20 protein-coding genes are annotated in these 25,007 nt (G+C 71.5%); 18 read left to right on the top strand and 2 right to left on the bottom strand.

Annotation, left to right across the window (positions count from 1 at the left end):
* The first annotated feature begins 4 nt into the window (after positions 1 to 4).
* The 10 genes from IE95_RS0108815 to IE95_RS0108770 all read left to right on the top strand — a co-directional run bounded on the left by IE95_RS0108815 (position 5) and on the right by IE95_RS0108770 (position 13,560).
* The gene (locus IE95_RS0108815; RefSeq protein WP_030151257.1) at positions 5 to 832 is read left to right on the top strand and encodes a carbohydrate ABC transporter permease; all 828 of its coding nucleotides are present in this window, start codon (positions 5 to 7) and stop codon (positions 830 to 832) included.
* An 80-nt stretch (positions 833 to 912) separates the two neighbouring features.
* The gene (locus IE95_RS0108810) at positions 913 to 2,205 is read left to right on the top strand and encodes an ABC transporter substrate-binding protein (protein WP_030151256.1); all 1,293 of its coding nucleotides are present in this window, start codon (positions 913 to 915) and stop codon (positions 2,203 to 2,205) included.
* Positions 2,206 to 2,312: 107 nt separating this feature from the next.
* Positions 2,313 to 3,491 carry an ADP-ribosylglycohydrolase family protein gene (locus IE95_RS0108805; protein WP_030151255.1) on the top strand — a complete coding sequence of 393 codons (1,179 nt, stop codon included), beginning with the start codon at positions 2,313 to 2,315 and terminating at the stop codon, positions 3,489 to 3,491.
* Complete coding sequence (locus IE95_RS0108800) at positions 3,488 to 4,909, top strand: ADP-ribosylglycohydrolase family protein (protein ID WP_084689988.1); 1,422 nt, start codon at positions 3,488 to 3,490, stop codon at positions 4,907 to 4,909. Before IE95_RS0108805 ends, IE95_RS0108800 begins: the two co-directional genes overlap by 4 nt.
* Positions 4,906 to 5,865 carry a ribokinase gene (locus IE95_RS0108795; protein ID WP_030151253.1) on the top strand — a complete coding sequence of 320 codons (960 nt, stop codon included), beginning with the start codon at positions 4,906 to 4,908 and terminating at the stop codon, positions 5,863 to 5,865. The genes IE95_RS0108800 and IE95_RS0108795 overlap by 4 nt, the downstream gene beginning before the upstream one ends.
* On the top strand, positions 5,862 to 7,964 hold the full coding sequence (locus tag IE95_RS0108790) for an SUMF1/EgtB/PvdO family nonheme iron enzyme (RefSeq protein ID WP_030151252.1): 2,103 nt from the start codon (positions 5,862 to 5,864) through the stop codon (positions 7,962 to 7,964). The genes IE95_RS0108795 and IE95_RS0108790 overlap by 4 nt, the downstream gene beginning before the upstream one ends.
* Positions 7,961 to 9,169, top strand: coding sequence for a CaiB/BaiF CoA transferase family protein (locus tag IE95_RS0108785; protein WP_030151251.1), 1,209 nt, complete (start codon positions 7,961 to 7,963; stop codon positions 9,167 to 9,169). Before IE95_RS0108790 ends, IE95_RS0108785 begins: the two co-directional genes overlap by 4 nt.
* A complete protein-coding gene (locus tag IE95_RS0108780; protein WP_030151250.1) occupies positions 9,166 to 10,002 on the top strand; it encodes an HpcH/HpaI aldolase/citrate lyase family protein in 837 nt (278 codons plus the stop codon). Before IE95_RS0108785 ends, IE95_RS0108780 begins: the two co-directional genes overlap by 4 nt.
* Positions 10,003 to 10,095: 93 nt before the next feature.
* The gene (locus IE95_RS0108775; protein ID WP_129429534.1) at positions 10,096 to 12,621 is read left to right on the top strand and encodes an alpha/beta hydrolase-fold protein; all 2,526 of its coding nucleotides are present in this window, start codon (positions 10,096 to 10,098) and stop codon (positions 12,619 to 12,621) included.
* Positions 12,622 to 12,912: 291 nt separating this feature from the next.
* Positions 12,913 to 13,560 carry a nucleotidyltransferase domain-containing protein gene (locus IE95_RS0108770; RefSeq protein WP_030151248.1) on the top strand — a complete coding sequence of 216 codons (648 nt, stop codon included), beginning with the start codon at positions 12,913 to 12,915 and terminating at the stop codon, positions 13,558 to 13,560.
* 89 nt (positions 13,561 to 13,649) lie between these two features.
* Here the strand turns inward: IE95_RS0108770 and IE95_RS0108765 are convergent, their stop codons facing one another.
* Positions 13,650 to 14,636, bottom strand: coding sequence for a glycoside hydrolase family 19 protein (locus IE95_RS0108765; RefSeq protein ID WP_030151247.1), 987 nt, complete (start codon positions 14,634 to 14,636; stop codon positions 13,650 to 13,652).
* Positions 14,637 to 14,972: 336 nt separating this feature from the next.
* Here IE95_RS0108765 and IE95_RS0108760 point away from each other — a divergent pair, with 336 nt between their 5' ends.
* The 6 genes from IE95_RS0108760 to IE95_RS0108735 all read left to right on the top strand — a co-directional run bounded on the left by IE95_RS0108760 (position 14,973) and on the right by IE95_RS0108735 (position 21,152).
* Positions 14,973 to 15,479 (top strand): hypothetical protein, encoded by a 507-nt coding sequence (locus IE95_RS0108760; RefSeq protein WP_030151246.1) that lies wholly within the window; start codon positions 14,973 to 14,975, stop codon positions 15,477 to 15,479.
* Positions 15,480 to 15,561: 82 nt separating this feature from the next.
* Positions 15,562 to 15,960, top strand: a complete 399-nt coding sequence (locus tag IE95_RS0108755) for a hypothetical protein (RefSeq protein WP_051702914.1) — start codon at positions 15,562 to 15,564, stop codon at positions 15,958 to 15,960.
* Positions 15,961 to 16,004: 44 nt separating this feature from the next.
* Positions 16,005 to 17,072: a vWA domain-containing protein gene (locus tag IE95_RS20850; protein WP_206053331.1), complete on the top strand. Its 1,068-nt coding sequence runs from the start codon at positions 16,005 to 16,007 to the stop codon at positions 17,070 to 17,072.
* A complete protein-coding gene (locus tag IE95_RS0108745) occupies positions 17,069 to 17,620 on the top strand; it encodes a hypothetical protein (protein WP_030151243.1) in 552 nt (183 codons plus the stop codon). The genes IE95_RS20850 and IE95_RS0108745 overlap by 4 nt, the downstream gene beginning before the upstream one ends.
* Positions 17,621 to 17,869: 249 nt before the next feature.
* Positions 17,870 to 20,224, top strand: coding sequence for a GmrSD restriction endonuclease domain-containing protein (locus IE95_RS0108740; protein WP_051702913.1), 2,355 nt, complete (start codon positions 17,870 to 17,872; stop codon positions 20,222 to 20,224).
* Between the two features lie 85 nt (positions 20,225 to 20,309).
* The gene (locus tag IE95_RS0108735; protein WP_030151241.1) at positions 20,310 to 21,152 is read left to right on the top strand and encodes a VOC family protein; all 843 of its coding nucleotides are present in this window, start codon (positions 20,310 to 20,312) and stop codon (positions 21,150 to 21,152) included.
* 38 nt (positions 21,153 to 21,190) lie between these two features.
* On the opposite strand, the gene IE95_RS0108730 is transcribed toward IE95_RS0108735, so the two are convergent.
* On the bottom strand, positions 21,191 to 22,606 hold the full coding sequence (locus tag IE95_RS0108730) for a hypothetical protein (protein WP_129429533.1): 1,416 nt from the start codon (positions 22,604 to 22,606) through the stop codon (positions 21,191 to 21,193).
* 147 nt (positions 22,607 to 22,753) lie between these two features.
* Here IE95_RS0108730 and dcm point away from each other — a divergent pair, with 147 nt between their 5' ends.
* Together dcm and IE95_RS0108720 are read left to right on the top strand one after the other, a co-directional pair.
* On the top strand, positions 22,754 to 24,313 hold the full coding sequence (gene dcm, locus IE95_RS0108725; protein ID WP_051702912.1) for a DNA (cytosine-5-)-methyltransferase: 1,560 nt from the start codon (positions 22,754 to 22,756) through the stop codon (positions 24,311 to 24,313).
* Between the two features lie 96 nt (positions 24,314 to 24,409).
* Positions 24,410 to 24,838 (top strand): very short patch repair endonuclease, encoded by a 429-nt coding sequence (locus tag IE95_RS0108720; protein WP_036571695.1) that lies wholly within the window; start codon positions 24,410 to 24,412, stop codon positions 24,836 to 24,838.
* Positions 24,839 to 25,007 lie beyond the last annotated feature (169 nt).

Genomic DNA, 25,007 nt, shown 5'->3' with positions numbered 1-25,007 from the left:
TCTGATGCGTCATCTCGTCCGGCCGGCCCAGTACGTGGCGCTGTGCTTCTACATCGTCTTCCTCGGCTTCCCGCTGCTGTGGCTCATCTCGGCGTCGCTCAAGTCGTCGGGGGAGCTCAACTCGCTCACCGTGAGCCTGATCCCGCAGGACGTCGAGTGGGGCAACTACTCGGCTGCGCTCGAACGCCAGGGCCTCGTGCGCTCGGCGTGGAACTCCGCGATCGTCGCGCTCGTCTCGACCGCGCTCGTGCTCCTCATCGCGCTGCCCGGCGCGTACGTCCTGGCCCGGCTCAAGGGCCTGGTCCGCGGCATGGGCGTCGGGTGGATCCTGGTCAGCCAGGTCTTCCCGGTCATCCTCATCATCCTGCCGCTGTTCCTCATCCTGCGGACCATCGGCCTGACCGACAGCCTCGTCGGCCTGACCCTGGTGCACACGACGTACACGCTGCCGTTCGCGCTGTGGATGCTGCAGGGCTACGTGAGCTCGATCCCGATCGAGCTCGAGGAGGCGGGCTCGATGGACGGCGCGAGCCGCCTGACGGTGCTCCGCCAGATCGTCTTCCCGCTCCTCATGCCGGGCGTCGTCGCGACCGCGATGTTCAGCTTCGTGTCGTCGTGGAACGAGTTCTTCTTCGCGCTCGTGCTGCTCCAGTCGCCCGAGAACTACACGCTGCCGATCACGCTCAAGATGTTCATCGGCGGCGAGGGCAAGGTCGCCCTCGGCCCGCTCGCGGCGGGCGCCGTGCTGGCCGCGATCCCCAGCATCGTCTTCTTCTCGATCATGCAGAAAAGGCTCACCGGCGGACTCCTGTCCGGTGCCGTCAAGGGGTGAGCGCAGTGCGCCACCGCCTCGACGGAACCCGTCCCACCCACCCCACCCGCACGACCCCCACGCCTCAGAAAGGCAGACACATGAAGACTCGTGGTGCGTCCATCGCCGCATGCCTCACGATCGGCACCCTGTTCCTCACCGCTTGCGGAAGCGGCGGAGACAGCGGTGGCGCCGACGGTGGAGACTCCGGCCCGATCACGCTGAAGTTCCAGTCGCTGTCCGACCAGCCCGCGGCCATCGCCGCGACCGAGAGCATCGTCTCCGACTGGAACGAGGCCAACCCCGACGTCCAGGTCGAGATCGTCCCCGCGGGGTGGGACGGCATCTACGACAAGCTCATCACGCAGTTCAACGGTGGTGCGGCGCCGGACATCATCCACTACGAGGCCGCGAGCATCGTGCCCTTCGCGGCGGACGGCTACCTGGCCGACCTCTCCGAGTACATGTCCGACGAGTTCCGCGCGGACGTCCCCGAGGGCATCCTCGACGCGGTCACGGTCGACGACAAGGTCATCGCGTACCCCACCGAGCTCCAGTCCTACATGGTGTTCGCGAACAAGACGCTGCTCGACGCCGCGGGCGTCGCGATCCCCACGGGCGAGACCATGACGTGGGACGAGATGCGCGCCATCGCGCAGGCCACGACCAAGGACGGCACGTACGGCCTGGGCTGGGGCCTCAAGAGCCCCACCGCCGCGTACATGTCCTTCGCGCCCGGCTTCGGCGGCACCTACTTCGAGGGCAGCGGCGCGGACGCGACGCTGACGGTCGGCGAGGGCGAGATGGCCGTGCCGAACCTCGTGGACGCCATGGCGTTCGAGGACAGGTCGATCCTGCCGGTGACGCTGAGCCAGACCGGTTCGGAGACGCTCGCGACGTTCTACGCCGGGCAGGTCGCCATGACGATCCAGGGCTCGTTCCAGGCCGCGAACATCGCGACCGACGCCCCCGAGGGCTTCGACTGGATCGTGCTCCCGCCGCTCGAGGGGTCGGAGGGCGCGCAGCAGGCCGCCAACCCGCAGACCCTGTCCGTGAACATCGACTCCGAGCACGTCGAGGAGTCCGCGGAGTTCATCGAGTTCTTCACGCAGACCGACAACCTGGCCGCCCTCAACGAGGCCGACGCCCTCATCCCCGCGACGACGTCCGCGCAGGAGGCCCTCGCGGCCAGGCTCGGCACCGAGAACGGCTGGGACGTCATCCTGTCCTCGGGTCAGCACCTCGTGTCCGCGCCGTACCTCTTCGTCGACGCCTACGCGCAGTGGAAGGACACGGTCGCGACACCGGCCTACCAGCGCTTCCTCGCGCAGGAGATCGACGCCGACGGCGTGGCCACCGAGCTGACGGCCGGCTGGGAAGAGATCACCAAGTAGTGCAACCCGTGCGGACGGCCGGGCAGACCGGCCGTCCGCACGGACGACGACCACGGGTGGCCGCGAGCCGCCCGGACGCAGAACGACGAACGACAGGGAGTGACCTCGTGAGCTGGCTGGACGAGAAGGCAGTGGCGGTGATCACCGGCGCAGCCGTCGGCGACGCGCTGGGTGGGGCGACCGAGGGGTGGACCCCGGAGCAGATCGAGGAGCGTCACGGCGGACGGGTCACCGGCATCGTCGGGCCGTTCTACCCGAACTGGCAGGACGCCCGCCCCATCGCGCCCTACCACAAGGGCGACGGCCACATCACGGACGACACCCTCATGACCCAGGCGCTCGTCGAGGTCTACGCCAAGCGACGGGCGCACCTCGACGCGTACGCCGTGGCCGAGGACCTGGTCCCGCTCATGATCGGCGAGCCCCGCTGGATCCCCGAGCTCGAGTCGACCGCGCTGCTGCTGCAGCGCGTGTTCCTCGCGGAGAAGTGGATCGTCGCGCGGCTCCACTACGGGCACGTCGACCCGCGCGAGGCCGGGGTCGGGAACATCGTCAACTGCGGCGCGGCCATGTACGTGGCCCCCGTGGGGCTGGCCAACGCGGGTGACCCGCGCGGCGCGTACGCCGAGGCGATCGACCTGACCGGTGCCCACCAGGCGAGCTACGGTCGCGAGGCCGCGGGCGTCTTCGCCGCCATGGTCGCCGCGGCGGTCGCCCCCGGCGCGACGGTCGAGGACGTCGTGGCGTCCGCGCTCGACGTCGCGCACGACGGGACGCTCGCCGCGTTGCGCGCGGTCGTCGACGCGTTCGACGGCTGGACCACGGTCCCCACGACCGACGAGGAGGAGCGTGCCCTGGCGCGCAAGATCCGCGAGGTCGTGGCCCCCTTCGACTCGGTGGGCCCCGAGTACCGGCAGATGTCGATGGACGCGCGGCGCCCCTCGCGCACCAAGGCCATCGAGGAGCTGCCCGCGGCGCTCGGGTTCGTGCTGGGCCACCGCGGCGACTTCCGCGGTGCGGTGCTCGGCGCGGTCAACTACGGGCGCGACGCCGACTCGATCGCCGTCATGGCGGGTGCGATCACGGCGGGGATCGGTGGGACCGAGGTCGTGCCGACCGAGTGGCTCGACGAGATCGAGCGCGCGAGCCGCACCGACGTCCGTGCGACCGGGCGCCTCATGGGGCAGGTCGCGGGCGACATCCTGCGCGCCGACCGCGAGGCCGCGAAGGCCCGCCTCCTGGCCCTCGACGAGATCGAGGCCGCGACGGTGGGAGCCCCGGCGTGAGACTCACCTGGGCTCAGCCCGAGGACCTGCTCGCGCACGAGCTCGTCCAGTCGACGATCGAGGGCAAGGACGTCTCCGGAGTCGTCGCACGGTGGACCGCGGCGGGCGGCGACACGGTCCCGGCCGTGAGCGGCGCGGGCCCCGTGCCCGCGCCCCCGGCGCTGCGCGCCCTGGCACGCGAGCTCCTCGACGAGCTCGACGCCCTGCCCGCGGCACCGGCCCCGGACGAGCCGGACGAGTGGGCGCAGATCGCCGCGCTCCTCCCGGCGCCCCCGGCTCTCCCCGCGGTGCCCGACGGCGAGCTCGCCCGCCGCGTGCACGGCGCCTGGACCGGGCGCTCGGCAGGGTGCCTGCTGGGCAAGCCCGTCGAGAAGATCCCGCGCCAGGGCATCGAGGAGATCCTGCGGGCCACTGGCCGCTGGCCCCTCGCCACGTGGTTCACGGCGGTCGGGCTGCCCGACGACGTCGCGGCGCGCTGGCCCTGGAACCGGCGCAGCGCCCCGACCTCGCTCGAGGAGAACATCGACGGGATGCCCGAGGACGACGACCTCAACTACCCGATCCTCGCGCTCGCCCTGCTCGAGAAGCACGGCCCGGGCTTCACGACCGACGACGTCGCCCAGCTCTGGCTCGACAACCTGCCCGCAGGGCGCGTCTTCACCGCGGAGCGCGCGGCGTACCGCAACATCCTCGACGCGCGTCCCGTGCCCGAGACCGCGACGCACCAGAACCCGTTCCGCGAGTGGATCGGTGCGCTCATCCGCACCGACGTGCTCGGGTGGGTCGCCCCGGGCGACGTCCGGGGCGCGGCGTACCTCGCATGGGTCGACGCGCGCCTGAGCCACACGCGCAACGGCGTCTACGGCGCCATGTGGGCCGCGGCCCTCGCGTCGGCGTCGATGGTCTGCGCGAGCGTCGAGGACGTGCTCGACGCGGCCCAGACCGTGCTCCCTCCCGGCAGCCGGATCGCGCAGGCCGTGCGCCTGGGCCGCGAGGCCGCGCAGGACGGCGACGTGAGCGTCGGCCTCGACCGGATCCACGCCGCGTACGGGGACCTGCACTGGGTCCACGTGCTCAACAACGCGGCCGTGATCGCGTACGCCCTGACCAAGGGCGCGGGGGACTTCGGGACGAGCGTCTCGATCGCGGTCACCGCGGGCTGGGACACCGACTCGGCGGCCGCGACCGTGGGCGGCGTCGTCGGGGCCCTGCTCGGGACCGACGGGATCGGTCAGGCATGGACCGCGCCGATCGACGGTCGCATCGCGACCTCGCTCCCCGGCGGGGAGCAGCGCATCGACGACCTCGTCGCCCGGACGCTCGCGCTGCGGCTCACGGAAGCGGTGGTCCCGGTGGCCGACCCTGCCGACCCTGCCGACCCTGCCGACCCTGCCGACACTGCGAGGGCCGGCGCATGAGCCCCGACCCGAGCACGCACCGGGGGAGCGTCGTCGTCGTCGGCTCGGCCAACGTCGACCTCGTGGTCGACGTGCCCCGCCACCCTGGCGGCGGCGAGACGATCCTCGGCGGCGACCTGCGCCGCAGCACTGGCGGCAAGGGGGCCAACCAAGCCGTCGCCGCGGCCAGGGCGGGCGGCGCCGACACGACGTTCGTCGGGGCCCTCGGCCGCGACGAGTCGGGCGAGCTGCTGCTTGCCTCGCTCGACGGCGCAGGGGTGCGTACCGACCTCGTCGGACGCACCGCGGCGCCCACGGGCACCGCGCTCATCACCGTCTCGCCCGACGGCGAGAACGCGATCGTCGTCGCCCCTGGAGCGAACTCGCACGTGCGCATCGGCCCGGAGCAGGCCGAGCGGATCGGCGCAGCGGACGTCGTCCTGGCGCAGCTCGAGATCCCGCTCGACGTCGTCCTCGCCGCGGGTGCCGCCCGCCGGCCGGGGGCCGTGCTCGCGCTCAACGCCGCACCGTCCCGTGACCTGCCCGACGCGATGTGGGCCGCGCTCGACCTGCTGATCGTCAACGAGCACGAGGCGCGCGACCTCGCGGGGGAGGCCGCCGGCCCGGCCACCCCCACGGACCCCGTCGACGCCGCCGAGCACCTGGCCGCGGCCCTGCTCGCCAAGGTGCCCGCCGTCGTCGTGACGCTCGGTGGTGCAGGGTGCCTCGTCGCCCAGCGCGGCTCGGCGCCCGTCCGCGTCCCGGCCCCGCGCGTCGACGCGGTCGACACGACCGGCGCGGGCGACACCTTCTGCGGCGTGCTCGCCGCCGCCCTCGCGGGCGGGTCCACCCTCGTGGACGCCGCCCGGACCGCCTCGTTCGCTGGTGCCCTGGCCGTGACCCGGCCCGGGGCCCAGGACGCCGTCCCCACGGCCGACGAGGTCACCACCTTCGCGCACCCGGAGCAGCAGCCATGAGCTACACGTTCGACCCGCTCGTCCCCCGCCCCATCGACCTCCCGACGGTCGTCCCGCTCGACGCCGCCACCGAAGCCACCGACGGCACCACCGACGCCACGCAGGCCCTCGCCGCGCTCGACCAGGCGAAGATCTTCGCCGCGCCCGACGACCCCGCGCAGTGGGCCGCGTGGCGCGAGCGGCTCGAGGCGTGGCGCACCGACGCGCGCGAGCGCCACGGCTTCACGGGCGCCGTCTACGAGCGGCCCCAGGCTGCGTGGGCCGCGAGCTGCTTCACGATCGCGCAGGTCTGGCTGTGGGACGAGCTGCTCTACTCGTTCGAGGAGAACCGCTTCACGCCCGAGCGCTTCCTGGCCGACGCGCGAGAGCGCTTCGCGGACCTCGACGCCGTGGTGCTGTGGCACGCGTACCCGGTGATCGGGATCGACGACCGCAACCAGTGGGACTTCTACCGTGACGTCCCAGGCCTCACGGGGCCGGGCGGCCTGGTCGCGGCCCTGCACGCCGCGGGCCTGCACGTGTTCGTCGACTACAACCCGTGGGACACGGGCACGCGCCGCGGCGAGGACGACCTGACCGAGCTCGCCGCCGTCGTCGCGGACCTTCCCGCCGACGGCGTCTTCCTCGACACCCTCAAGAAGGCCGAGCCCGAGCTCGTCGAGCGGCTCGAGGCCGCCCGGCCGGGCATCGTCCTGGAGGGCGAGTCCAAGCTCGCGGTCGAGCGCATCGAGGACCACTCGTCGTCGTGGGCGCAGTTCTTCGCCGACTCGTCCGTGCCGGGCGTGCTGCGCGCGCACTGGTACGAGCGCCGCCACATGCAGCACCACGTGCGCCGCTGGAACCGCGACCACACCGACGAGCTCCAGTCCGCCTGGATCAACGGCGTGGGCGTCATGGTGTGGGAGGTCGTGTTCGGGGTGTGGGTCGGGTGGAGCGAGCGCGACGCCGCGACCCTGCGCCGCATGGTCACGGTCCAGCGCGCCGCCAAGGACCTGCTGCTCGACGGCGAGTGGACCCCGCTCACGGACCTCGCCCCCGAGGCGCGCGAGGCAGGCGTCCACGCGTCCCTGTTCTCCCGCGACGGCGTCTCGCTGTGGACGCTCGTCAACCGCGGCGAGGACGACTGGACGGGCCCGGTCCTCACGGACGCCCCCGCCGGCCGCCTGATCGACCTGACCGGGCCCACCATCCCTGGGCGAGGCATCGCCGCGCTCGTGCACGTCGCGCCCGGCGCCGAGGAGCCCGACTGGCTCCCCGGCCTGGTCGAGGACATGCGGCACCGTGCGCCGAGCGCGGACGCACGGTTCCCGCACCGCCTCGCGCGCCGGATCGTGCCGCGGGCCCCGGCGTCCGGGCCCGACGGCGCCGCCCGGCCCGACGGCGCCGCCGCACCGACCCACGCCACGACCGGGGCGGGCCAGGGCGCCGAGGCGGGCGCCGTCGTCGTGCCTGCGGGGCCCTACGTCCTGACCGTGCGCTACCGCGCCCGCGAGACGGGGATGTACCAGGGCGCGCCCTACGTCGAGGAGTGGAAGCCCCTCTCGCCGCGCCTGCACGACCCCCGCACGCTCCAGCGCGACGGCGAGCTCGCCGCTCCCGTCGCGGTCGCGGCCACCGAGGTCACCAACGCCGAGTTCGCGGCGTTCGTCGACACCACGGGCTACCGGCCCGCGACCCCGCACCGGTTCCTCGCGCACTGGGTCGACGGGCGACCGCCCGCGGGGCGCGAGGACGAGCCCGTCACGTTCGTCGACCTCGACGACGCGCGCGCCTACAGCGCGTGGCGCGGGGGCCGGCTCCCGAGCGAGGACGAGTGGCAGCTCGCGGGCGAGACCGGCGGACTGCTGCGCGGTGCCCCCGTCGTGTGGAACTGGACGGAGAGCGAGCACAGCGACGGCCGCACGCGGTACGTCATGCTCAAGGGCGGCTCGGACCACGAGTCGGTCGGCTCCGAGTGGTACTTCGACGGCGGCGTCCAGCGCCCCGAGTTCAGCGCCAAGCTGCTCCTGCCGGGCCTGGGTCTGGCGCGCAGCGCGAGCATCGGCTTCCGGTGCGCGTGGACCCTCGGCGCCGCCACCACGGACGAGGTGACGGCGTGACCGTCTCGCGCGACCCCCAGGACGGTGCGCTCGCGGGGCTCAAGGTCGTCGACGCCTCGACGCTCTTCGCGGGCCCCATGGCGGCCATGCACCTCGGTGACATGGGCGCCGACGTGATCAAGGTCGAGCACCCCACCAAGCCCGACCCGTCGCGCGGGCACGGCGCCGCGAAGGACGGCGTCAACCTCTGGTGGAAGACGCTCGGCCGCAACAAGCGGACCGTGACCGTGAACCTGTCGAGCGACGGGGGCCGCGAGGTCTTCCTGGCGCTCGCGGCAGAGGCCGACGTCGTGATCGAGAACTTCCGGCCCGGGACGCTCGAACGCTGGGGCCTGGGCTACGACGAGCTCTCGGCGCACAACCCGCGCCTCGTGCTCGCGCGCATCAGCGGGTTCGGGCAGGTGGGGCCGTACCGGTCGCGTCCCGGGTTCGGGACGCTCGCCGAGGCCATGAGCGGGTTCGCGGCCATGACGGGCGAGGCGGACGGCCCGCCGACGCTGCCACCGTTCGGCCTCGCGGACGGCGTCGCGTCGCTCGCGACCGCTTTCGCGGTCATGGTCGCGCTCCAGAGCCGGGAGCGCTCGGGGCGCGGCCAGGTCGTCGACACCGCGATCATCGAGCCGATCCTCGCGATGCTCGGGCCGCAGATCACGCGCTGGGACCAGCTGCGGACCGTGCAGCCGCGCACGGGCAACCGTTCGGCGAACAACGCGCCGCGCAACACGTACCGCACGAGCGACGGCCAGTGGGTCGCGGTCTCGACGTCGGCGCAGTCGATCGCGGAGCGCGTCATGCGTCTCGTGGGGCACCCCGAGGTCATCGACGAGCCGTGGTTCGCGGTGGGCGCCGAGCGCGCCCAGCACGCCGACGAGCTCGACGCGGCCGTGGGCGGGTGGATCGCGCAGCGCACGCGCGACGAGGTCGTGGCGGCGTTCGAGGAGGCGCAGGCCGCGGTCGCGCCCATCTACGACGCGCAGGACATCGTGGGCGACCCGCAGTTCCAGGCCCTTGGCACGCTCCACGAGATCGACGACCCCGAGCTCGGGCCCATGCTCATGCAGGGCCCGCTGTTCCGGCTCTCGGGCCACGACGGCGTGATCGGGTTCACGGGCCGTGCGCACGGCGCCGACACCGACGAGGTGCTGGGCGAGCTGGGCTTCGACGCCGAGCGCGTCGCCGCGCTGCGGGAGGCGGGAGCCGTATGAGCACCCCGCCGCTCACGCTGCTCTACGCCCCGGGAGACCGGCCCGACCGCGTCGCCAAGGCGTTCGCGACGTCCGCCGACGTCGCGATCGTCGACCTCGAGGACGCGGTCGCCCCGGCGGCCAAGGAGGCCGCGCGCCGCGAGGCCGTGGCGCTGCTGGCCGAGGTCTCGCGCCGGGTCCAGGTGCGCGTCAACCAGCGCGGCACGCCCTGGCACGCCGACGACGTCGCGGCGGTCGCGCTGCTGCCTCGCGCCGTGGGGGCTCGCGTGCCCAAGGTCGAGTCGGCCGACGAGGTCCGCGACCTCGCCGCCGCGCTGCCCGGACGTGACCTGCACCTGCTGATCGAGTCGGCGCTCGGGGTCGAGCGCGCGTTCGAGATCGCGTCCGCCTCGCCCCAGGTCGCGTCGGTCGGCCTCGGCGAGGCAGACCTGCGCTCGGACCTGCGCGTGGACGACGACGGCGCGCTGGCCTGGGTGCGCAGCCGCCTCGTGGTCGCGGCGCGGGCCGCCGGACTGCCGTCGCCGTCCATGTCGGCGTACACGCACGTCAAGGACCTCGACGGGCTCGTGGCCTCGTGCCGTGCGGGCCGTGCGCTCGGCTTCCTGGGGCGCACCGCGATCCACCCCGTCCAGCTCGACCCCATCCGCGAGGCGTTCCTCCCGAGCACCGACGAGGTCTCGCGGGCGCGCGAGGTGCTCGACCGCGTCGGCACCGCGGCCGCGCGCGGGGTCGGGGCGATCGCGCTCCCCGACGGCACGTTCCTCGACGTCGCGATGGTCGAGCGCGCGCGCTCGGTCCTCGCGGTCGCGGGCGACCCCCAGCCCCATCGTTGAGTGCGGAGTTCTTGTGCGACACGCCGGGCGTGTCGCACAAGAACTCCGCACTCAACGGCTCAGTGACACAACTGCTTCTCAAAGGAGAGAACCATGACCACTGCACTCCCGGCGACCCCACCACGCGTCCCTCGCTCACGACGGCGGATCGCCGCCCTCCTGGCCGGGGTGGTGGGAGCGGGCGGCGCCGTCGTCGGGCTCCCGCTCGTCGCCGCCGGGCCCGTCGCGGCCGCCGAGCAGGGCACGCTCGTGCCCGGCAGCGCGCCTTCCGAGGCGCTCGGCGCAGGCGGCGCCGTCGACTACACGGTGTACCTCCCGCCGGGCTACGACGAGGACGCCGAGCAGCGGTACCCGACCGTCTACCTGCTGCACGGGCGCGGCGACACGCAGGCTGCGTGGCAGCGCGTCGCGACCGACCTCGACGAGCTCATCGGCACCGAGGCGATCCAGCCCCTGGTCGTGGTCATGCCCGACGCGCCCTGGAACGACCGGGGGAGCTGGTACACCGACTCGGCCTACGAGGGTTCCGCGGACTCCGGCACCGGTGCAGGCTTCCAGGTCGAGACCGCGCTCACGCGCGACCTGGTCGGGCACGTCGACGCGACCTACCGGACCGTGGCCGACCGCGAGGCGCGCGCCGTGGGCGGCTACTCGATGGGCGGGGCGGGCGCGCTGCGCCTGACCCTCGCGCACCAGGACGAGTTCTCGGCCGGGCTCGTGCTGAGCCCCGCGGTGTACGTCCCCCAGCCCCCCGCGGACTCGTCCGTCCGTGACCACGGGGGCTACGGCGTCGGGCACGAGCTTTTCTCGCCCGAGCGGTACACCGAGCTCTCGTACCCGGCGGCGCTCGCGGCGCTCGACCCGGCCCTGCCCGTGCACCTGTTCGTCGCGGTCGGCGACGACGAGTGGGCCAACCCCGACCCCGCCGAGGCCAGCCACGACATCGACTTCGAGTCCGCCCGGCTCTACAACACCGCGCGCCGCGTGCCGGGGGTGACGGCCGAGCTGCGGGTCATGAACGGCGGCCACGACTGGGACGTCTGGCAGCCCGCGTTCCGCGAGGCGATCGTCGACGTGTCCTCGCGCCTGCGCACCGAGCCCACCGTGCCGTGGGACGCCGAGCTGCTCGGCTCCGCGGGTGACGACCGTGCGGGCGGCATCCTCGCCACGCCCGACGGCGGCACGACCGTCGCGCTCAACCTCGCCGGGGCGTGGGCCGGGTCGCAGCCCGCGGGCGGCCTCGACGTCGTGCTCGCCCGCCGCGACGCCGACGGGGCGACCCAGTGGCAGCACCAGATCGCGACGGCCGCCGACGAGCGCGCGTACGGCGTGGTCGCCGGGCGCGCCGGGACGACGCTCGTCGCCGGGTACACCAAGGGTGACCTCGACGGGAAGCACCCGGGCTCGACGCGCGACGACGGGTTCGTCGCGGCCGTGACCGCCACGGGCGAGCGCGCGTGGACGCTCCAGACGGGCGACCCCGCCGCGGCCGACCGCTTCTACGCCGTCTCGTCCGACGGCGCGGGCGGCGCGTACGTCGCCGGGTACACGAGCGGGACCGTCCCCGGCGGGACGAGCGCGGGGGACAAGGACGCGATCGTCGGGCGCGTCTCTGCCAGCGGCGAGCTCCTGTGGCTGCGCCAGGTCGGCGGGGCGGGCGAGGACAAGGCGCTCGCGGTCGCGCCCGGGCCCGACGGGTCCGTGTACGTCGGCGGGGTCGCGGGGCAGGGCATGCCGGGCGCGCAGGCGGCCGGCGCCAACGACGGGTGGGTCGCGCGGTACGACGGCGCGGGCGAGCTCGAGTGGTTGCGCGGCGTCGCGACGTCGGCCAACGACCAGGTGAGCGGGCTCGTCGCGCGCGCCGACGGGTCGGTCGTCGCCGTGGGGCACACGCGTGGCGCGCTCGGCGGGGAGTCCGCAGGGGACAACGACGTGTTCGCGCGGGCGTTCGACGCGCGCGGCGAGGTGCTGTGGACGACGCAGACCGGCACGGCGACCGACGACCGCGGCGTGACAGGTGTCGCCGGTGCCGACGGCACGGTGCTCGTCGTGGGCACGACGTACGGTTCGCTGGGGACGCCCGTCGGAGGGGTGGACGTGTTCACGCTGGCGCTCGCGGCCGACGGTGCGCCCGGGGCCGTGACCCAGCTCGGGACGCGCGAGCGTGACGGGGCCGACGAGTGGGACGACGCGAACCTGTTCGCCGCGGCGGCCCCCGGGGCGGACGGCGTGTGGCTGAGCGGTCTGACGTTCGGGGCGCCCTTCGGGGCGGTCAACGCCGGTGCCGGGGACGTGTTCGTGACCCGGGTCGAGTTCGCGACCGGGCCGTCGGTGCCGTCGACCGAGGTCGGCGTCGAGGCGACGGCGCGCTGCGTCGGGGGCAGGGCGCAGGTCTCGGTGCGGGCTCTCAACGGCGGCGACCACCCCGTGGACGTCGCGGTGTCGACGCCGTTCGGGAGCAAGAAGTTCACGGCCCTCGGGGCCGGGAAGAGCGCGCACCAGGCGTTCTCCGCCCGTGTGCCGTCTATCGAGGCGGGGGCGGCGACCGTGACGGTGCGCGAACCGTCGGGGCCGGTCGAGGTCCTCGCGCCGTACGCGGCGACGGACTGCGGGGCCTGACGGGGCGGGGTCGTCCACAGACCTCGGTGGGCCGTCCACAGGCCGGGCCGCGCTCGCTCGCGCGTCGCTGCCGAGGCGGCACACTGCTCGGAGGTGCTCCGGGTGGTGCGGCTCGGCAGGGGCGGGGTGTTGTTTCGAGAATCACCAACAATGGTGGGCGATTCTCGAAACATCACCCCCGCCCCCCCCAGCGCAGCCCCAGCACCGTCTGTGTGCGCACGCAGGCTGCCGGCACCGAGAGGCAGGCCGGCCCGGCACGGCGCACGAGGAACCGCACGAAAGGGGAAGTCCGTGGACTGGAGCCGACCAGTCTCGGCGGTCGTGCCCGGGCTCGAGGGCGCCGTCCTGCGGGGGCTCTGGGCTCGGCAGGACGACGAGCTGTCGGGAGCGCAGGTGCACCGGGTCGCGCACGCCGGTTCGTCGGAGGGCGTCCGCAAGGCGCTCGCCCGGCTCGTGCAGCAGGGGGTCGTGAGCCGTCGGGGCGCGGGGGCCAGCGCGTGGTACCGGATCAACACCGATCATGTGTGCTGGCCGGCGATCGAGGGGCTGTTCGAGGCGCTCCATCCCCGCCGCGAGCTGCAGCGTCGGGTCGAGAGCCTGCTGTGCGACGTCGTGCGGGACGACGAGGTCCGTGCGGAGATCGGCGTCGCGCTCGTCGGTTCGGCCGCGCGAGGGGACGGTGCCGCCGCCGACGACCTCGACCTGCTGGTCGTCGTCCCGGCCAGCCTGGAAGGGTGGATCGCCGCGGAGCTGCTCGACCAGCTGAACCGCGACGTTCCGCGATGGACCGGGAACGATGCCGACGTTCACCGTGCGACGCCCGCACAGCTCGTCGCGTGGAGCCTCGGCGCTGCCCGGCCGATGCTCGAACGATGGGCTCGCGACGCCGAACAGCTCTGCGGCCCACCGGTGCACGAGCACCTGCCGCTCGTCGTCTGACGCGTGGGTCCGGCCCCCCGCAGAACCCGACGACGGAGCGCACCTCCCAGGAGAAGGTGCGCTCCGCCGTCGGGCAGGGAAGGGACGACTCAGCAGGTGAGGTTCGACCCCGTCGTCGTGCCGAGGATCTGCGCGAAGCGCTGGAACGCCGCGATGCGGCTCTGCACCTGCGCGGGGTTGCCACCGTTGCACTCGAGCGTGCCGTTGATCGACCGGATCGTCTCACCGAAGCCCGCGCCGCTGACGATGGCCTGGTGGCCCGACATGGTGCCCGGGCCCGACTGCGTGTTCCAGTACCAGAGGCCCGTCTTCCAGGCCACGGCCGGGTCGGTCTCGACCAGGTACGGGTTGTTCAGCAGGTCGATGCCCAGGGCGTCGCCCGCGGCCTTGTAGTTGTAGTTCCACGAGAGCTGGATGGGGCCCTTGCCGTAGTACGCGGACTGACCCGCGGGGCAGCCGTACGACTTGCTCGTGTCGCAGTAGTGCGAGTAGTTCGCGGTGTTGCTCTCCTTGATGTAGACCAGGCCACCCGTCTCGTGGTTGATGTTCGCGAGGAAGGCCGCGGCCTCACGCTTGGCGACCTCGGTGCCGCCCGACGTGGCGAACTGCGGGTAGGCGCTGAGCGCCGCGACCAGGCCCTGGTAGGTGTAGAACGGGTTCCGGTTCGGGAACATCTGGTTGAACTGAGCCTCGCTCACCACGAAGCTGCCCGTGCCGCCACCGGTGCTGCCACCGGTCGTCCCACCCGTGGTGCCGCCGGTGGTCCCACCCGTCGTGCCGCCCGTGGTGCCGCCGGTCGGGCCGCAGACGCCCTGGGCGCGCCAGACACCCCACTGGCCCGTGGTGCCCGGCGCCTCGCCCTGCGTCCACCACCCGGCCTTCCAGTTCTGGTTGTCTTTCGACACCACCGCGCCGCCCGTGTACACCGCGGACGAGGACCACGCCGGAGCGCACACCTCGGCAGCGGACGCACGGGGCGCGGGTCCGGCGATCGACCACGCGAGGGCCGTCGTCAGGAGAAGAGCAAGGAGGGCCAGCACCGTCGCTGGTCGTCGGATCGTTCGTGCCGTGAGCATGCACGTGCCTCTCGTCGATTACAGGGGGACGTCTGCGAGCCTGTCGGGAGGCCCGGGCGATGGTCAACGCACGTAGGGGGTACTACGTAGGGCGCTCGCGGCTCGTGCGGTGTCGTCGAGTGTGCAGTTCGGGCTGTCGTGGGGGCGTCCGGACGACCCGAACTGCACCCTCGGCGCACAGGGGTGTCGGCGGGGGGACGTCGGACCGGCGACGGATGGTGCGCAGGCCCGGCGAGCGGGCTGCCCATCCCTGTGGACAACTCTCCGGCGGACCGGGGCGGTCGGTATCGTCGCCCCGGCTCCGCGCGGGAGCCTCGGACGCAGTGCGGGGGTGCCATGCGAGGTGGGGACGTCCTGAGCGCGCTGCTGGGGGCCGCGCTCGTGGCGGGCTGCGGCGGGAACGGCTCGTCGGGACCCGCGGCGGTCACGCTCGCTGACGCGCCCGAGCACTACGGTGCCGTGCTCGCCGACGTCCGTGAGGTGGTCGACGACCATGAAGGACCCCGTGAGTGGACGTCCGTCGAGCGGGCACCGATCGTGTGGGAGGTCGCCGAGGGCCGGTGCCCGTTCTGGACCCCGGGGTGGCGCGCCGAGGAACCGATCAGCATCGACGGCTCCTGGGCGCAGGTCGTCGACACCCTCGACGTCGTCCTGACCGAGCACGGGTTCCACGCTCTCCACGAGAACGAGTCACCCACCGGCGGCTGGGCCTTCCTCTCGGCCGAGGACGCCAACGGGGCCGTCCTCACGCTCCGCTCGACCGAGCACACCGAGGTGGGGCTGTCCGGGGGATCGGTGCTGCGCGGTGAGGCGACGGAGTGCCAGGGGTGGGAGGAAGGGTAGGGGGACGTTCGTCCGTCCGTCGTGCACAAGTTGCACGTGTGCATCTATTGCACGCGTGCAGTTGATGCACTACCTTCGTCGTATGGCCACCGACAAGAACGCACCGCGCCGCATGGACGGCCTGCCGAGCCTCGCCTCGGCCCGCGCTGCGCTGGACGCTGCGGATGCCCTCGCCCCCGAGGATGCCGTCGCCGCGCTCGCCGCGGCCCGGGTCCAGCTCGACGCTGCACTTGACGAGGCCATGGCGCAGGCACTTCTGGCAGGCCGCTCGCTGCGTTCGGTCGCGGCCGACGCAGGAGTCGCCCCGAACACCGTGCCGCCACGCGTCGCCCGCACGGCGGCGCTCGGTTCGTACCGCGGGCCCGACGACCGCGTGAGCGCGGAAGGAGTGACCAGGGCGCGCTACGACGTCGAGCAGGGAAAGCACGTGAGCGCCGCACCAGACACGACCACGCCGCTGCGCTTCCGCCGCCGCACCTGACCCCCTGGCCCACCCACCCACCCGCCCGATCCGAGGAGCACCCCATGGCCGACACCACCTCCACCCACCTGTCGATGCTCCTTGACCGGTCGGGCTCCATGCAGTCCATCAAGGCCGCGACGATCGCGGGCTTCGACGAGTTCATGCTCGAGCAGCGCGGCGTCACGGGGCGTTGCACCGTGACGCTCGCCCAGTTCGACAGCGAGTACGAGGAGCTCTACACCGACCGGGACATCACCTCCGTCCCGTCGCTCGACCTCCAGCCTCGTGGTACCACGGCACTGCTCGACTCGATCGCGCGCCTCGTCCACTCGACGAGCGTGCGCCTCGCGCAGATGCCCGATGACCAGCGGCCCGCGACCGTGATCGTCGGCATCATGACCGACGGGCACGAGAACGCCTCGAAGGAGTACACGCATGCCGCGATCAAGGCGCTCGTGACCGAGCGCGAGACCGTGTTCGGGTGGACCTTCCTCTATATGGGGGCCAACCAGGACGCGATCGAGGTCGGAGAGTCGATCGGTGTCTCCCGCGAGCGGTCGCTGACCTACGAGGGCGCCTCGGCAGGGGCCGCGTACGGGGCCGCGTCGGCGAGCATGGCGCGCCTGCGCACCGGGGTCGCCGACGGCGCTGCGCCCTCCGCGGCTCGCGACACGTTCGCGGGGTTCACGACCGAGGAGCGCGACCGAGCGGCTGGCGACGGGAAGCCCGCGGGGGGCGCACACTCTGCCCGACGCGCGCCCGTGGTGACGGGTCCGGCTGGGCCACCCGACGTGCCGACCGTCAGGCTCACCGAGCGCGAGCTCGTCGCGTGGCTCACGCAGTGGCGCGACACCACGTCGGCCACGAGCATCGGTGACCGCAAGACCTACGGCGGGCGCAGGCTCATCGACGCCCAGGTCGCGGGTAGCGACGTGTTCCTCAACGCCGACACGTCGCGAGAAGCCGTCGAGCAGTTCCTCGCGCACGCGGCGCGAGGACCGCTCGTCTGGTCGGCCATCACGAACCGCAACGGGGTCGTCAACAAGATCACGTTCCAGCCCGACGGCGCCCGCACCCCCGGTTGGTACTGCTACCTCACGGCCGCACAGGCGGAGGAGGGGCAGCTGTGAGCGGCGTCGTCGGCGACGACGGTCCGGTGGCTCGGGTGACGCTCTACCGGACGGCGAGCGGCGGCAGGCTGCACCTCCGCGGGTGCAGCCACCTGACATGGACCGCCGCGGACAAGCTCGTCGAGGCGACGCAGACCGATCGCGCCGAGGCGGAGCTCTGTACGGCCTGCGACGACGAGATCCACGGGCGGGGGCGCACCCTGTTCGTCTCTCTCGACTCTGCGTTCGAGGCCCTCAACCTGCCGGTCGCCAACCGGGCGCGGATGCGCGAGATCGCAGCGCTCATCGACTTCGACGTGGTGTGGGCGCCGGCGAGCCGGTCGTACGTCGGTGTCGGGTTCGACGACGGCCGACCGGCTGCCGCGTACTTCAACCGGGGGTTCGTCGACGTCTATCGGGGAGCCAACGACTACGAGCGGACGGAGATGTCGAACTTCGGTGGCGGTGGGGGAGCAGGGGCCCGGCGTGCGCCTGAGAGGGAGGCGGCGATGTGCCCGTCCTGCTCGATGCAGCTGCCGGCGGCCGGGACGTGCGACTACTGCGACTGAGTGCGCTCGATCCGCGTGCCTGCTCCGCCCGCGCGGCACGGACGGCCCACCTGTGCGTGCGAGGTGGGCGGGGTGGAAGACGGCCTATTCACCCGGCCGGCCCTAGTGCACGTGCTGGTTTCGTGGCAGATTGCTGGTGCCAGCCAGGCGGTCCGATCAGCCGTGGACGGGTCGCAACGATGAGGATGCTCGGCGAGGGCCGGTCACCGGGCCTCGACGGACGACCGTCCCACGACGAAGGAACCAACCGTGACCAAGCTCTCGACCCTCCTCGACCAGATCGATGCCGGCTCCGTGCTGTTGCCGGAGTTCCAGCGGGGCTACGTGTGGAATCGAGAGCAGGTCCGTGGGCTCATGCGCTCGTTGTACCTCGACTATCCCGTCGGTTCCTTGCTCGTCTGGGAAGCGGAGACCGATCCCGGGGCAGTGCGAGGCGACCAGCCCGCCGCGAGCGGTGTCCGCCAGCTGCTCCTCGACGGCCAGCAGCGAATGACATCGCTCTACGGCGTGCTGCGTGGTCGGCCCCCGGCCTTCTTCGAGGGGAACGAGAAGGCGTTCACGGGCCTGCGCTTCAACGTGAGGAGCGAGAGCTTCGAGTTCTACGCGCCCGCCAAGATGCGACACGAGGCGACGTGGGTGGATGTCTCGGAGCTCTTCGCCACCGGAGGTCTCCAGAAGGCGACCGCACAGCTCCAGGCCGCTCTGCCGAACGACGAGTTCCTCGAGGCACTCACGAGGCTCATGAAGCTCCAGGGCATCCTTGGCAAGGAGTTCCACCTGGAGAAGATCGCGGGTTCGACCTGGTCCATCGACATGGTCGTCGACCTGTTCAACAAGGTGAACTCAGGCGGGACCAAGCTCTCGAAGGGGGACCTCGCCCTCGCTCGGATCTCGGCGGCCGACCCGTCGGCGCGCAGCGATCTCCGGGCCATGCTCAGTGTGTGGGAGCAGGCAGGGTACGCGTTCTCGCTCGACTGGCTCCTGCGCAACGTCAACGCCGTCGCAACAGGCAGAGCGGCGTTCTCGTTCCTCGCGCAGGTGTCGAGCGAGGAGTTCCGTGCGGCACGGAACCAGGCGACCCAGCATGTCGGAACGTTCCTCGACGCGGTCCAGGGGCGCTTGGGCCTTGATCACGACCGCGTCCTGATGGGGCGCTACGCGATCCCGGTCGTCACCAGGCACCTTGCCCTGCAGGGCGGCAGCTTCGCGGACGCACGGGAGAGGGACCTGGCGCTCTACTGGTATGTCCAGCAGGCGCTCTGGGGCCGCTTCACCGGCTCCGTCGAGACGGTGCTGGCGCGTGAGTTCGAGATCGCCGAGCGAGACGGAGTGGCTGGTCTCGTCGAGTCGTTGCGGCGATGGCGAGGTGGAAACCTCACGATCGCCCCGCACGACTTCGAGGGAGCAGGAGTCGGGTCCCGCTTCTACCCGCTGCTCTATCTGATGACGCGTGTCCTCGAGGCTCGCGACTTCGGGACGGGGAACCCCTTGAAGAGAGAGATGCTCGGCAGGCTGTCCTCCCTCCAGGTGCACCACCTCTTCCCCAAGGCCTATCTCTACGAGCACGGGTACACGCGCGGGGACGTGAACGCCGTCGCGAACTTCGCCTTCCTCACCCAGAAGACGAACCTCGAGATCGGTAAGCGTGCTCCGTTCGAGTACCTGCCCGAGGTCGCTGCCAAGCAACCCGGTGCCCTGGAGTCCCAGTGGATCCCCATGGACCCGGAGCTGTGGAAGCCGGAGCGCTATCTCGACTTCCTCGATGCCCGCAAGGCGCTGCTCGCGGAGGCCGCCAACCGGTTGCTCGACTCGTTCCTGGCCGGTACCGCCGACCCGACCGCTGACCTGAGTCGTGCCGAGCCGCCCGTTGACCTCGAGATGGATGAGCGCTCCGGTGAGATCGACGACCTCACCGCGGAGTTCCAGGAGCTCGGGTTCGCCGCGCCTCTCCGAGACGCCGAGATCGCCGACCCGGCCACCGGCCATGTTCTGTCCGTGGCGGAGGCCTTCTGGCCGGACGGGCTCCAGCCTGGAATGGGTTCGTCCGTGGTCCTTGAGGTGGACGCCGAGATGGCCGACCTCTCCCGCCTCACGGAACTGGGCTACAAGGTCTTCACGTCGATCGACGCACTGCTCGGATACGCCCGTCACCGGGGGGTCGAGGGCGAGGCCGAGACCACGGCTGAGCCTGGTGCGGGCGCCGAGGCCGACGAGGCGAGCACGTTCTACGGTTACTCCCTCGACACCTGGGAAGAGCTGGTGCGAGCAGGCCTGGACGAACTGCGAGAGGTGGCACGCCGGCGGACCCTGACGTCGTACTCCGACCTGGCCGGTGCCCTCGTCGACCGGACAGGCCTCGAGATCCGAGCGCACGACCACGCCTTCCCGCACCTCCTCGGCCAGATCGCGACGCGCGAGGTCGAGGACGGCGGGCCGCTGCTGAGTGCTCTGTGCATCTACAAGGGGGGCAACGAGCCGGGCGAGGGCTTCTACGCGATCGCTCGTCACCACGGCCGGGTCCCGGCCTGGCCTCTCAACCGCGCGCAGAAGGAGAAGGTCTGGGTCGAGGAGGTCAGCGAGGCCTACACGCGCTACGCGTCGTAGGCGTCCTCCGGGAGGCCCGTGTCGGCGGCGGCTGGGAAGGTGGGATGCGGGAGGCCCCGCGCCGGGCGGGACCGGGAAGGTAGCGATGAGCACACCGACACCGCCACGCACGTACCCGCACGGGGTGCCGTGCTGGGTGGACACCGAGCAGCCCGACGTCGACGCCGCCACCGCGTTCTACGGCGCCCTGTTCGGGTGGACGTTCACCGACAAGATGCCGCCCGACGCACCCGGGCGCTACGTCGTCGCCTCGCTCGACGGGCAGGACGTCGCGGCGATCGCCTCCCCGTCCGACGGGGGCGACGCGACGCCCGAGTGGATCACCTACGTCGCGGTCGACGACATCGTTGTGACGGCCGGGGCGGTCGCGGCCGACGGCGGCGTGCTGCTCTCCGGTCCTGAGATCGTCGGCCCACCCGGACGCATGGCCTCGGTCCAGGACCCGCAGGGCGCACGGTTCCGCCTGTGGCAGGCCGGCACGCGCCTCGGCGCCCAACGGGTCAACGAGCCCGGGACCTGGAACTTCAGCAACCTCCTCACGCCTGATCCGGACCGGGCACTCGACTTCTACGGACCGCTGCTCGGCTGGGTGCTCGACCCCGAGCTCGGCGCCGGGATGTTCCGCGTCCCCGGCTACGGCGACCACCTCACGCGGACCGTCGATCCCGGCATCCACGAGCGGCAGGAGTTCGCGCCCCCGCGGTTCGCCGACGTCGCCGCGGGCGTCGCGCGCGTGGCGGGGCAGCCCGCGCGCTGGGACGTGGCGTTCGCCGTCGCGGACCGCGACGAGAGCGCGACCGCGGCCGAGCGGGCCGGTGGGGTCGTGCTGTCGACGTCGGAGAACGAATGGGTGCGCGAGGCCGTGGTGCGCGACCCGCAGGGAGCGGAGCTGACGCTGTCGCAGTTCGCGCCGCAGGAGTGGGGGTAGGCGCGCGAAAGGGACAGTCAGGTCGGCGCGAGCCGCGCCTACTTGAAGGTCTGGTTCGGCCAGACATGGGAAGCCACGTGCCACGGTGCTGCCAAGGAGGGCTTGCCCTGGAACTTGTCGTTGCGTCGACGCCGTGCGTCTCCGCTTCCCCAGTCGGGCTGTTCCTTCTGCACTATCCAACCGGCGGCGATCCCGGCATCGAGGGCAGGCAGGTCCTCGATCCAGATCGCTCGAAGCATCAGAGGCTTCCACACGGCTTTCCGCGGACGAGATGTACCCGTGCTGGCGACGTAGCCGCTCAGCGGGCGTCCGTCTGACTCCCCGTAGGCCTTGTGCCACTCGCGGAATCCGCCGGAAGCATCAAGACCCGCGAGCCCGTCGACCACCAGGAAGCCGAGTCCTTGCTCGGCGACGCACTCCTTCACGGCGCGCGAGTCGTTCAGCCACATCGCACCGTTGCTCCGCTTCGGTGGCTGCCCGTCAGACGGGTGGGTCGCCGTCATCGCGGTGTGGGCTTTTGCGTCCCAGACGCGCGTCGGCGAGGCGTAGTCAAAGATCGTGTTTCCGAACCTGACCTTGGGTCCGCCGACAGGTGGTGTCGGACGGAGCTCGTTGAGAATCTCGCGGACCTTCTCCTCGAAGTAGAACCCGGCCCACTCCATCTGGCGCCATTGCGTCGAGCCGCTCTCGCGCATCCACTCGACGCATGCCCGCCCGTCCCAGTGGTCTGGCAGTCCACGCTGAAGTGCGTCCACCAGGGCGGTCCCCTCGTCAGCCGCGGTCGCCCAAGCGGCAGACGAGACGTGGGCATGCCTCTCGGCACCAGCAAGGATGAGGTTGAGCCCCTCCAGCGTGATGCTTGCGCCTGTCGAGCCAGCCGAGTCGAGCCATGGGACACCAAACTCGTTGCACAGCGCCGCCGCCAGGTCGTGCTTGGTCCTCCTCTGGTCGAGCAGGTGCGGTGCGTGGCGCCTCGCGAGGTCCTTCAGCGTCCACGTGTGCTCCTTGCCTCCAGGGCCGAGCAGGTCGTGCGGCACTCCCGCGATGTCGCAGATGCGATCGACTGCCTGTTGCTTGCTCTCCGCCGGTCTGAAACCGGGGAACGCCTTCATGACCTGCTGGGCGGTCGTCTTCGACCCGACGTTCGATGAGCGCGACAGGGCGGCGAGGCTGTACGACGCTGCACGAAGCAGGGTGTTCATGCCGGCGAGCGTCACCTGGAGTCCGATGTAGTCGTGCTCGGCAACCCAGTCGACCGACAAGGCTGCGGCGATCTGACCACCGAGCGTCGCGTTGACCGCACTGAGATCCACGTCGAGACCAATGCTCTGTGCAAGCGCCACCAGTGAGCGCTTTGGCCCACGCGTCCCGGAGTCCTGGGACGTGGTGAGGGCGAACATGCGTGCACTCGCCTCAGGAATCGATGTCGCAGGGTTGAACGTGGTGTCGGTCACGTGCACAGCCTGGCACAGCGGGGAGATGCCAAGTTCGTGGAACACTGGGGCTTCGCTCACAACATCCGACAGGGGTACTTGCGCTCGCGCGCAGGATGCGGTTAGCTAGAACACGTGTTCGACCCCGACTCGGCAGATGGAGTATCCGTGAGCCACCAGACTGAGACTGCGGCCTTCAGGTACATCGATCTCTTCGCCGGCATCGGTGGCTTCCACGCCGTCCTCGACTCGATGGGCGGAGAGTGCGTCTATGCGGTCGAGATCGACAAGGCTGCCCAGGACGTCTACGAGGCCAACTGGGGTATGCGCCCCCTCGGATCGAACGACAAGGGCGACATCACGCTCGACACTCAGACCGAGCTAGAGGTCAACGTGCCCGAGCATGACGTGCTCGTGGCTGGTTTCCCGTGCCAGCCGTTCTCGAAGTCTGGTGCTCAGAAGGGCATGGACGAGATCCGGGGCACGCTGTTCTTCGACATCATGCGGATCGTCAACGACCGCAAGCCCGCTGTGGTGCTGCTCGAGAACGTTCGCAACCTCGCCGGACCGCGTCACGTGCACGAGTGGGACGTGATCATCGAGCGCCTTCGGAAGGCTGGATATCGTGTGAGCCACACGGCATCGGTACTGTCTCCGGTCAAGGTTGCGCCGGAGTTCGGGGGGCACCCTCAGACACGTGATCGTGTGTTCATAGCGGCGACGCGTGTCGCTCCTCTGCGGCCGACCCCGGAGGCCGAAGAGGCTCTCGCGAGGGGCAGGATCGTCCTCCCCGATCCTGTTCAGGACACCGACGAGACCGTAAAGCCGATCGCGCTGGACCACCTGAAGATGCAGCGCCCTTGGAACCTGATGGCCGACCTGCCGCTTGACGAGAAGAATGTCGGTGGCTCATCTGTCAGCGTGGACGAGTGGCGGTGGATCGATCACTGGGAGCGCCTCGTCCAGCGAATGCGTGCGATGCTCGCACATGAGGCCGACCGTGCCGGTCTCCCCGCGAAGGAGATCCCGGGCTTCCCGATCTGGGCGAACGTCTGGACCACGGATGAGAACGAACGTCGGGCCGCGCTCGAGGGCGCCGCGGGGATGGCGTGGAAGGTCAGCCATCTCAGGAAGAACTACGAGCTTTACGACCGACTGCGCTCCTACGACGCCTTCTTGGCCTCGACCGAGAAGGGCGCGGACGAGAAGGGCGCGGACGAGTCGCGGTGGACGCCCAACTGGCTAGGCACGACGCGACAGTTCCCGGAGTCGCGCCAGAAGATGGAGTGGCAGGCTCAGGACTCGGGCTCGATCCGTGACTGCGTGATCTCGATGCGTCCTTCGGGCCTGCGCGTCAAGCAGATGACCCACCTGCCAGCCCTGGTGGCGATCTCGCAGACACCGATCATTGGCCCGCTCGAGCGCCGACTGACGATCGAGGAAGGCACCCTGCTTCAGGGGCTTCCGGCGTCGTTCAAGGGCGCGACATGGAAGCAGTTGGGCAACGGGGTCAACACGGGTGTCGTGGCCCAGGCGCTCTCTGCGCAAGTTGAGCGAGACGCTGCGCTCCTCGAGCTCGATGAGCGAGGTCGTAGAGTCCTCGCGGCAGTGCGCGAGACGATGCGTGTGACAGGTGGGGACCTGCGCGAGAAGATCGCCGCGGCGGTCACCCGAGGTCAGGCCAAGGTGTCGAGGACCGATGTGGTAGAAGGCTCCCGCGCGGCCTGAAGCCGCCTGAAGTTGACTCCCGGCGACCGGAGCTGGTCGATCTCTCTGCAACGTCGACATGGCTTGGTGCCCGGGCAGGGCGGTAGCGTGAGACGGATGGTACTCGTCGGACCGCACCCTGGGGCTTCGAGCCTGGCGGTGAGCCGTCGAATGAGCGCGGCACGCCGTCGAGACACCAAACCAGAGCTTGACGTGCGCCGGGTCCTTCATGCGCGCGGTCTTCGGTATCGCGTCGCCTTCCCGGTCCCTGGTATGGCACGCCGGAGTATTGACATAGCGTTCACCCGGGTCAAGGTCGCGGTGTTCGTCGACGGCTGTTTCTGGCACGGCTGCCCAGAGCACGGCACGCACCCACGTTCCAACTCGGACTGGTGGGACGCCAAGCTCCAGCGAAACGCGGTGCGGGACGTCGAGACCACACGCCACTTGGAGGATGCGGGATGGACCGTCCTGCGCTTCTGGGAGCATGAGGACCCTAAGACGGTGTCTGACCAAGTACGTGCTGCGATGGACGCCTTCCGCTGAGATCGCTCGGCCTGGCAGTGTCAGTGCCCAAGTCGCTGCGGCGTGAACCGAGCGGACTGCTTGGTGAAGTCCGTTTGCCACAACGTGTTGGACTCGTCCGTGGTGAAACACCACGGAAGAGGCCGTCCTGCGCGGGCGGCCCCTGTTGCTCGACCTACTGGGCCCTGCG

This window comes from Oerskovia turbata, assembly GCF_000718325.1.
Classification (GTDB): Bacteria; Actinomycetota; Actinomycetes; order Actinomycetales; family Cellulomonadaceae; genus Oerskovia; species Oerskovia turbata.
Note: the sequence above shows the minus strand (reverse complement) of the source record. Positions and strands in the feature narration are given on the sequence as shown.

Coding starts and splice junctions, on each gene's coding strand:
- IE95_RS0108780 (WP_030151250.1), top strand. CDS start 9,166: ATGAGCACCCCGCCGCTCACGCTGCTCTACGCCCCGGGAGACCGGCCC.
- IE95_RS0108810 (WP_030151256.1), top strand. CDS start 913: ATGAAGACTCGTGGTGCGTCCATCGCCGCATGCCTCACGATCGGCACC.
- IE95_RS20850 (WP_206053331.1), top strand. CDS start 16,005: ATGGCCGACACCACCTCCACCCACCTGTCGATGCTCCTTGACCGGTCG.
- IE95_RS0108720 (WP_036571695.1), top strand. CDS start 24,410: ATGGTACTCGTCGGACCGCACCCTGGGGCTTCGAGCCTGGCGGTGAGC.
- IE95_RS0108815 (WP_030151257.1), top strand. CDS start 5: ATGCGTCATCTCGTCCGGCCGGCCCAGTACGTGGCGCTGTGCTTCTAC.
- IE95_RS0108765 (WP_030151247.1), bottom strand. CDS start 14,636: ATGCTCACGGCACGAACGATCCGACGACCAGCGACGGTGCTGGCCCTC.
- IE95_RS0108795 (WP_030151253.1), top strand. CDS start 4,906: ATGAGCCCCGACCCGAGCACGCACCGGGGGAGCGTCGTCGTCGTCGGC.
- IE95_RS0108735 (WP_030151241.1), top strand. CDS start 20,310: ATGAGCACACCGACACCGCCACGCACGTACCCGCACGGGGTGCCGTGC.
- IE95_RS0108760 (WP_030151246.1), top strand. CDS start 14,973: ATGCGAGGTGGGGACGTCCTGAGCGCGCTGCTGGGGGCCGCGCTCGTG.
- IE95_RS0108775 (WP_129429534.1), top strand. CDS start 10,096: ATGACCACTGCACTCCCGGCGACCCCACCACGCGTCCCTCGCTCACGA.
- IE95_RS0108790 (WP_030151252.1), top strand. CDS start 5,862: ATGAGCTACACGTTCGACCCGCTCGTCCCCCGCCCCATCGACCTCCCG.
- IE95_RS0108755 (WP_051702914.1), top strand. CDS start 15,562: ATGGCCACCGACAAGAACGCACCGCGCCGCATGGACGGCCTGCCGAGC.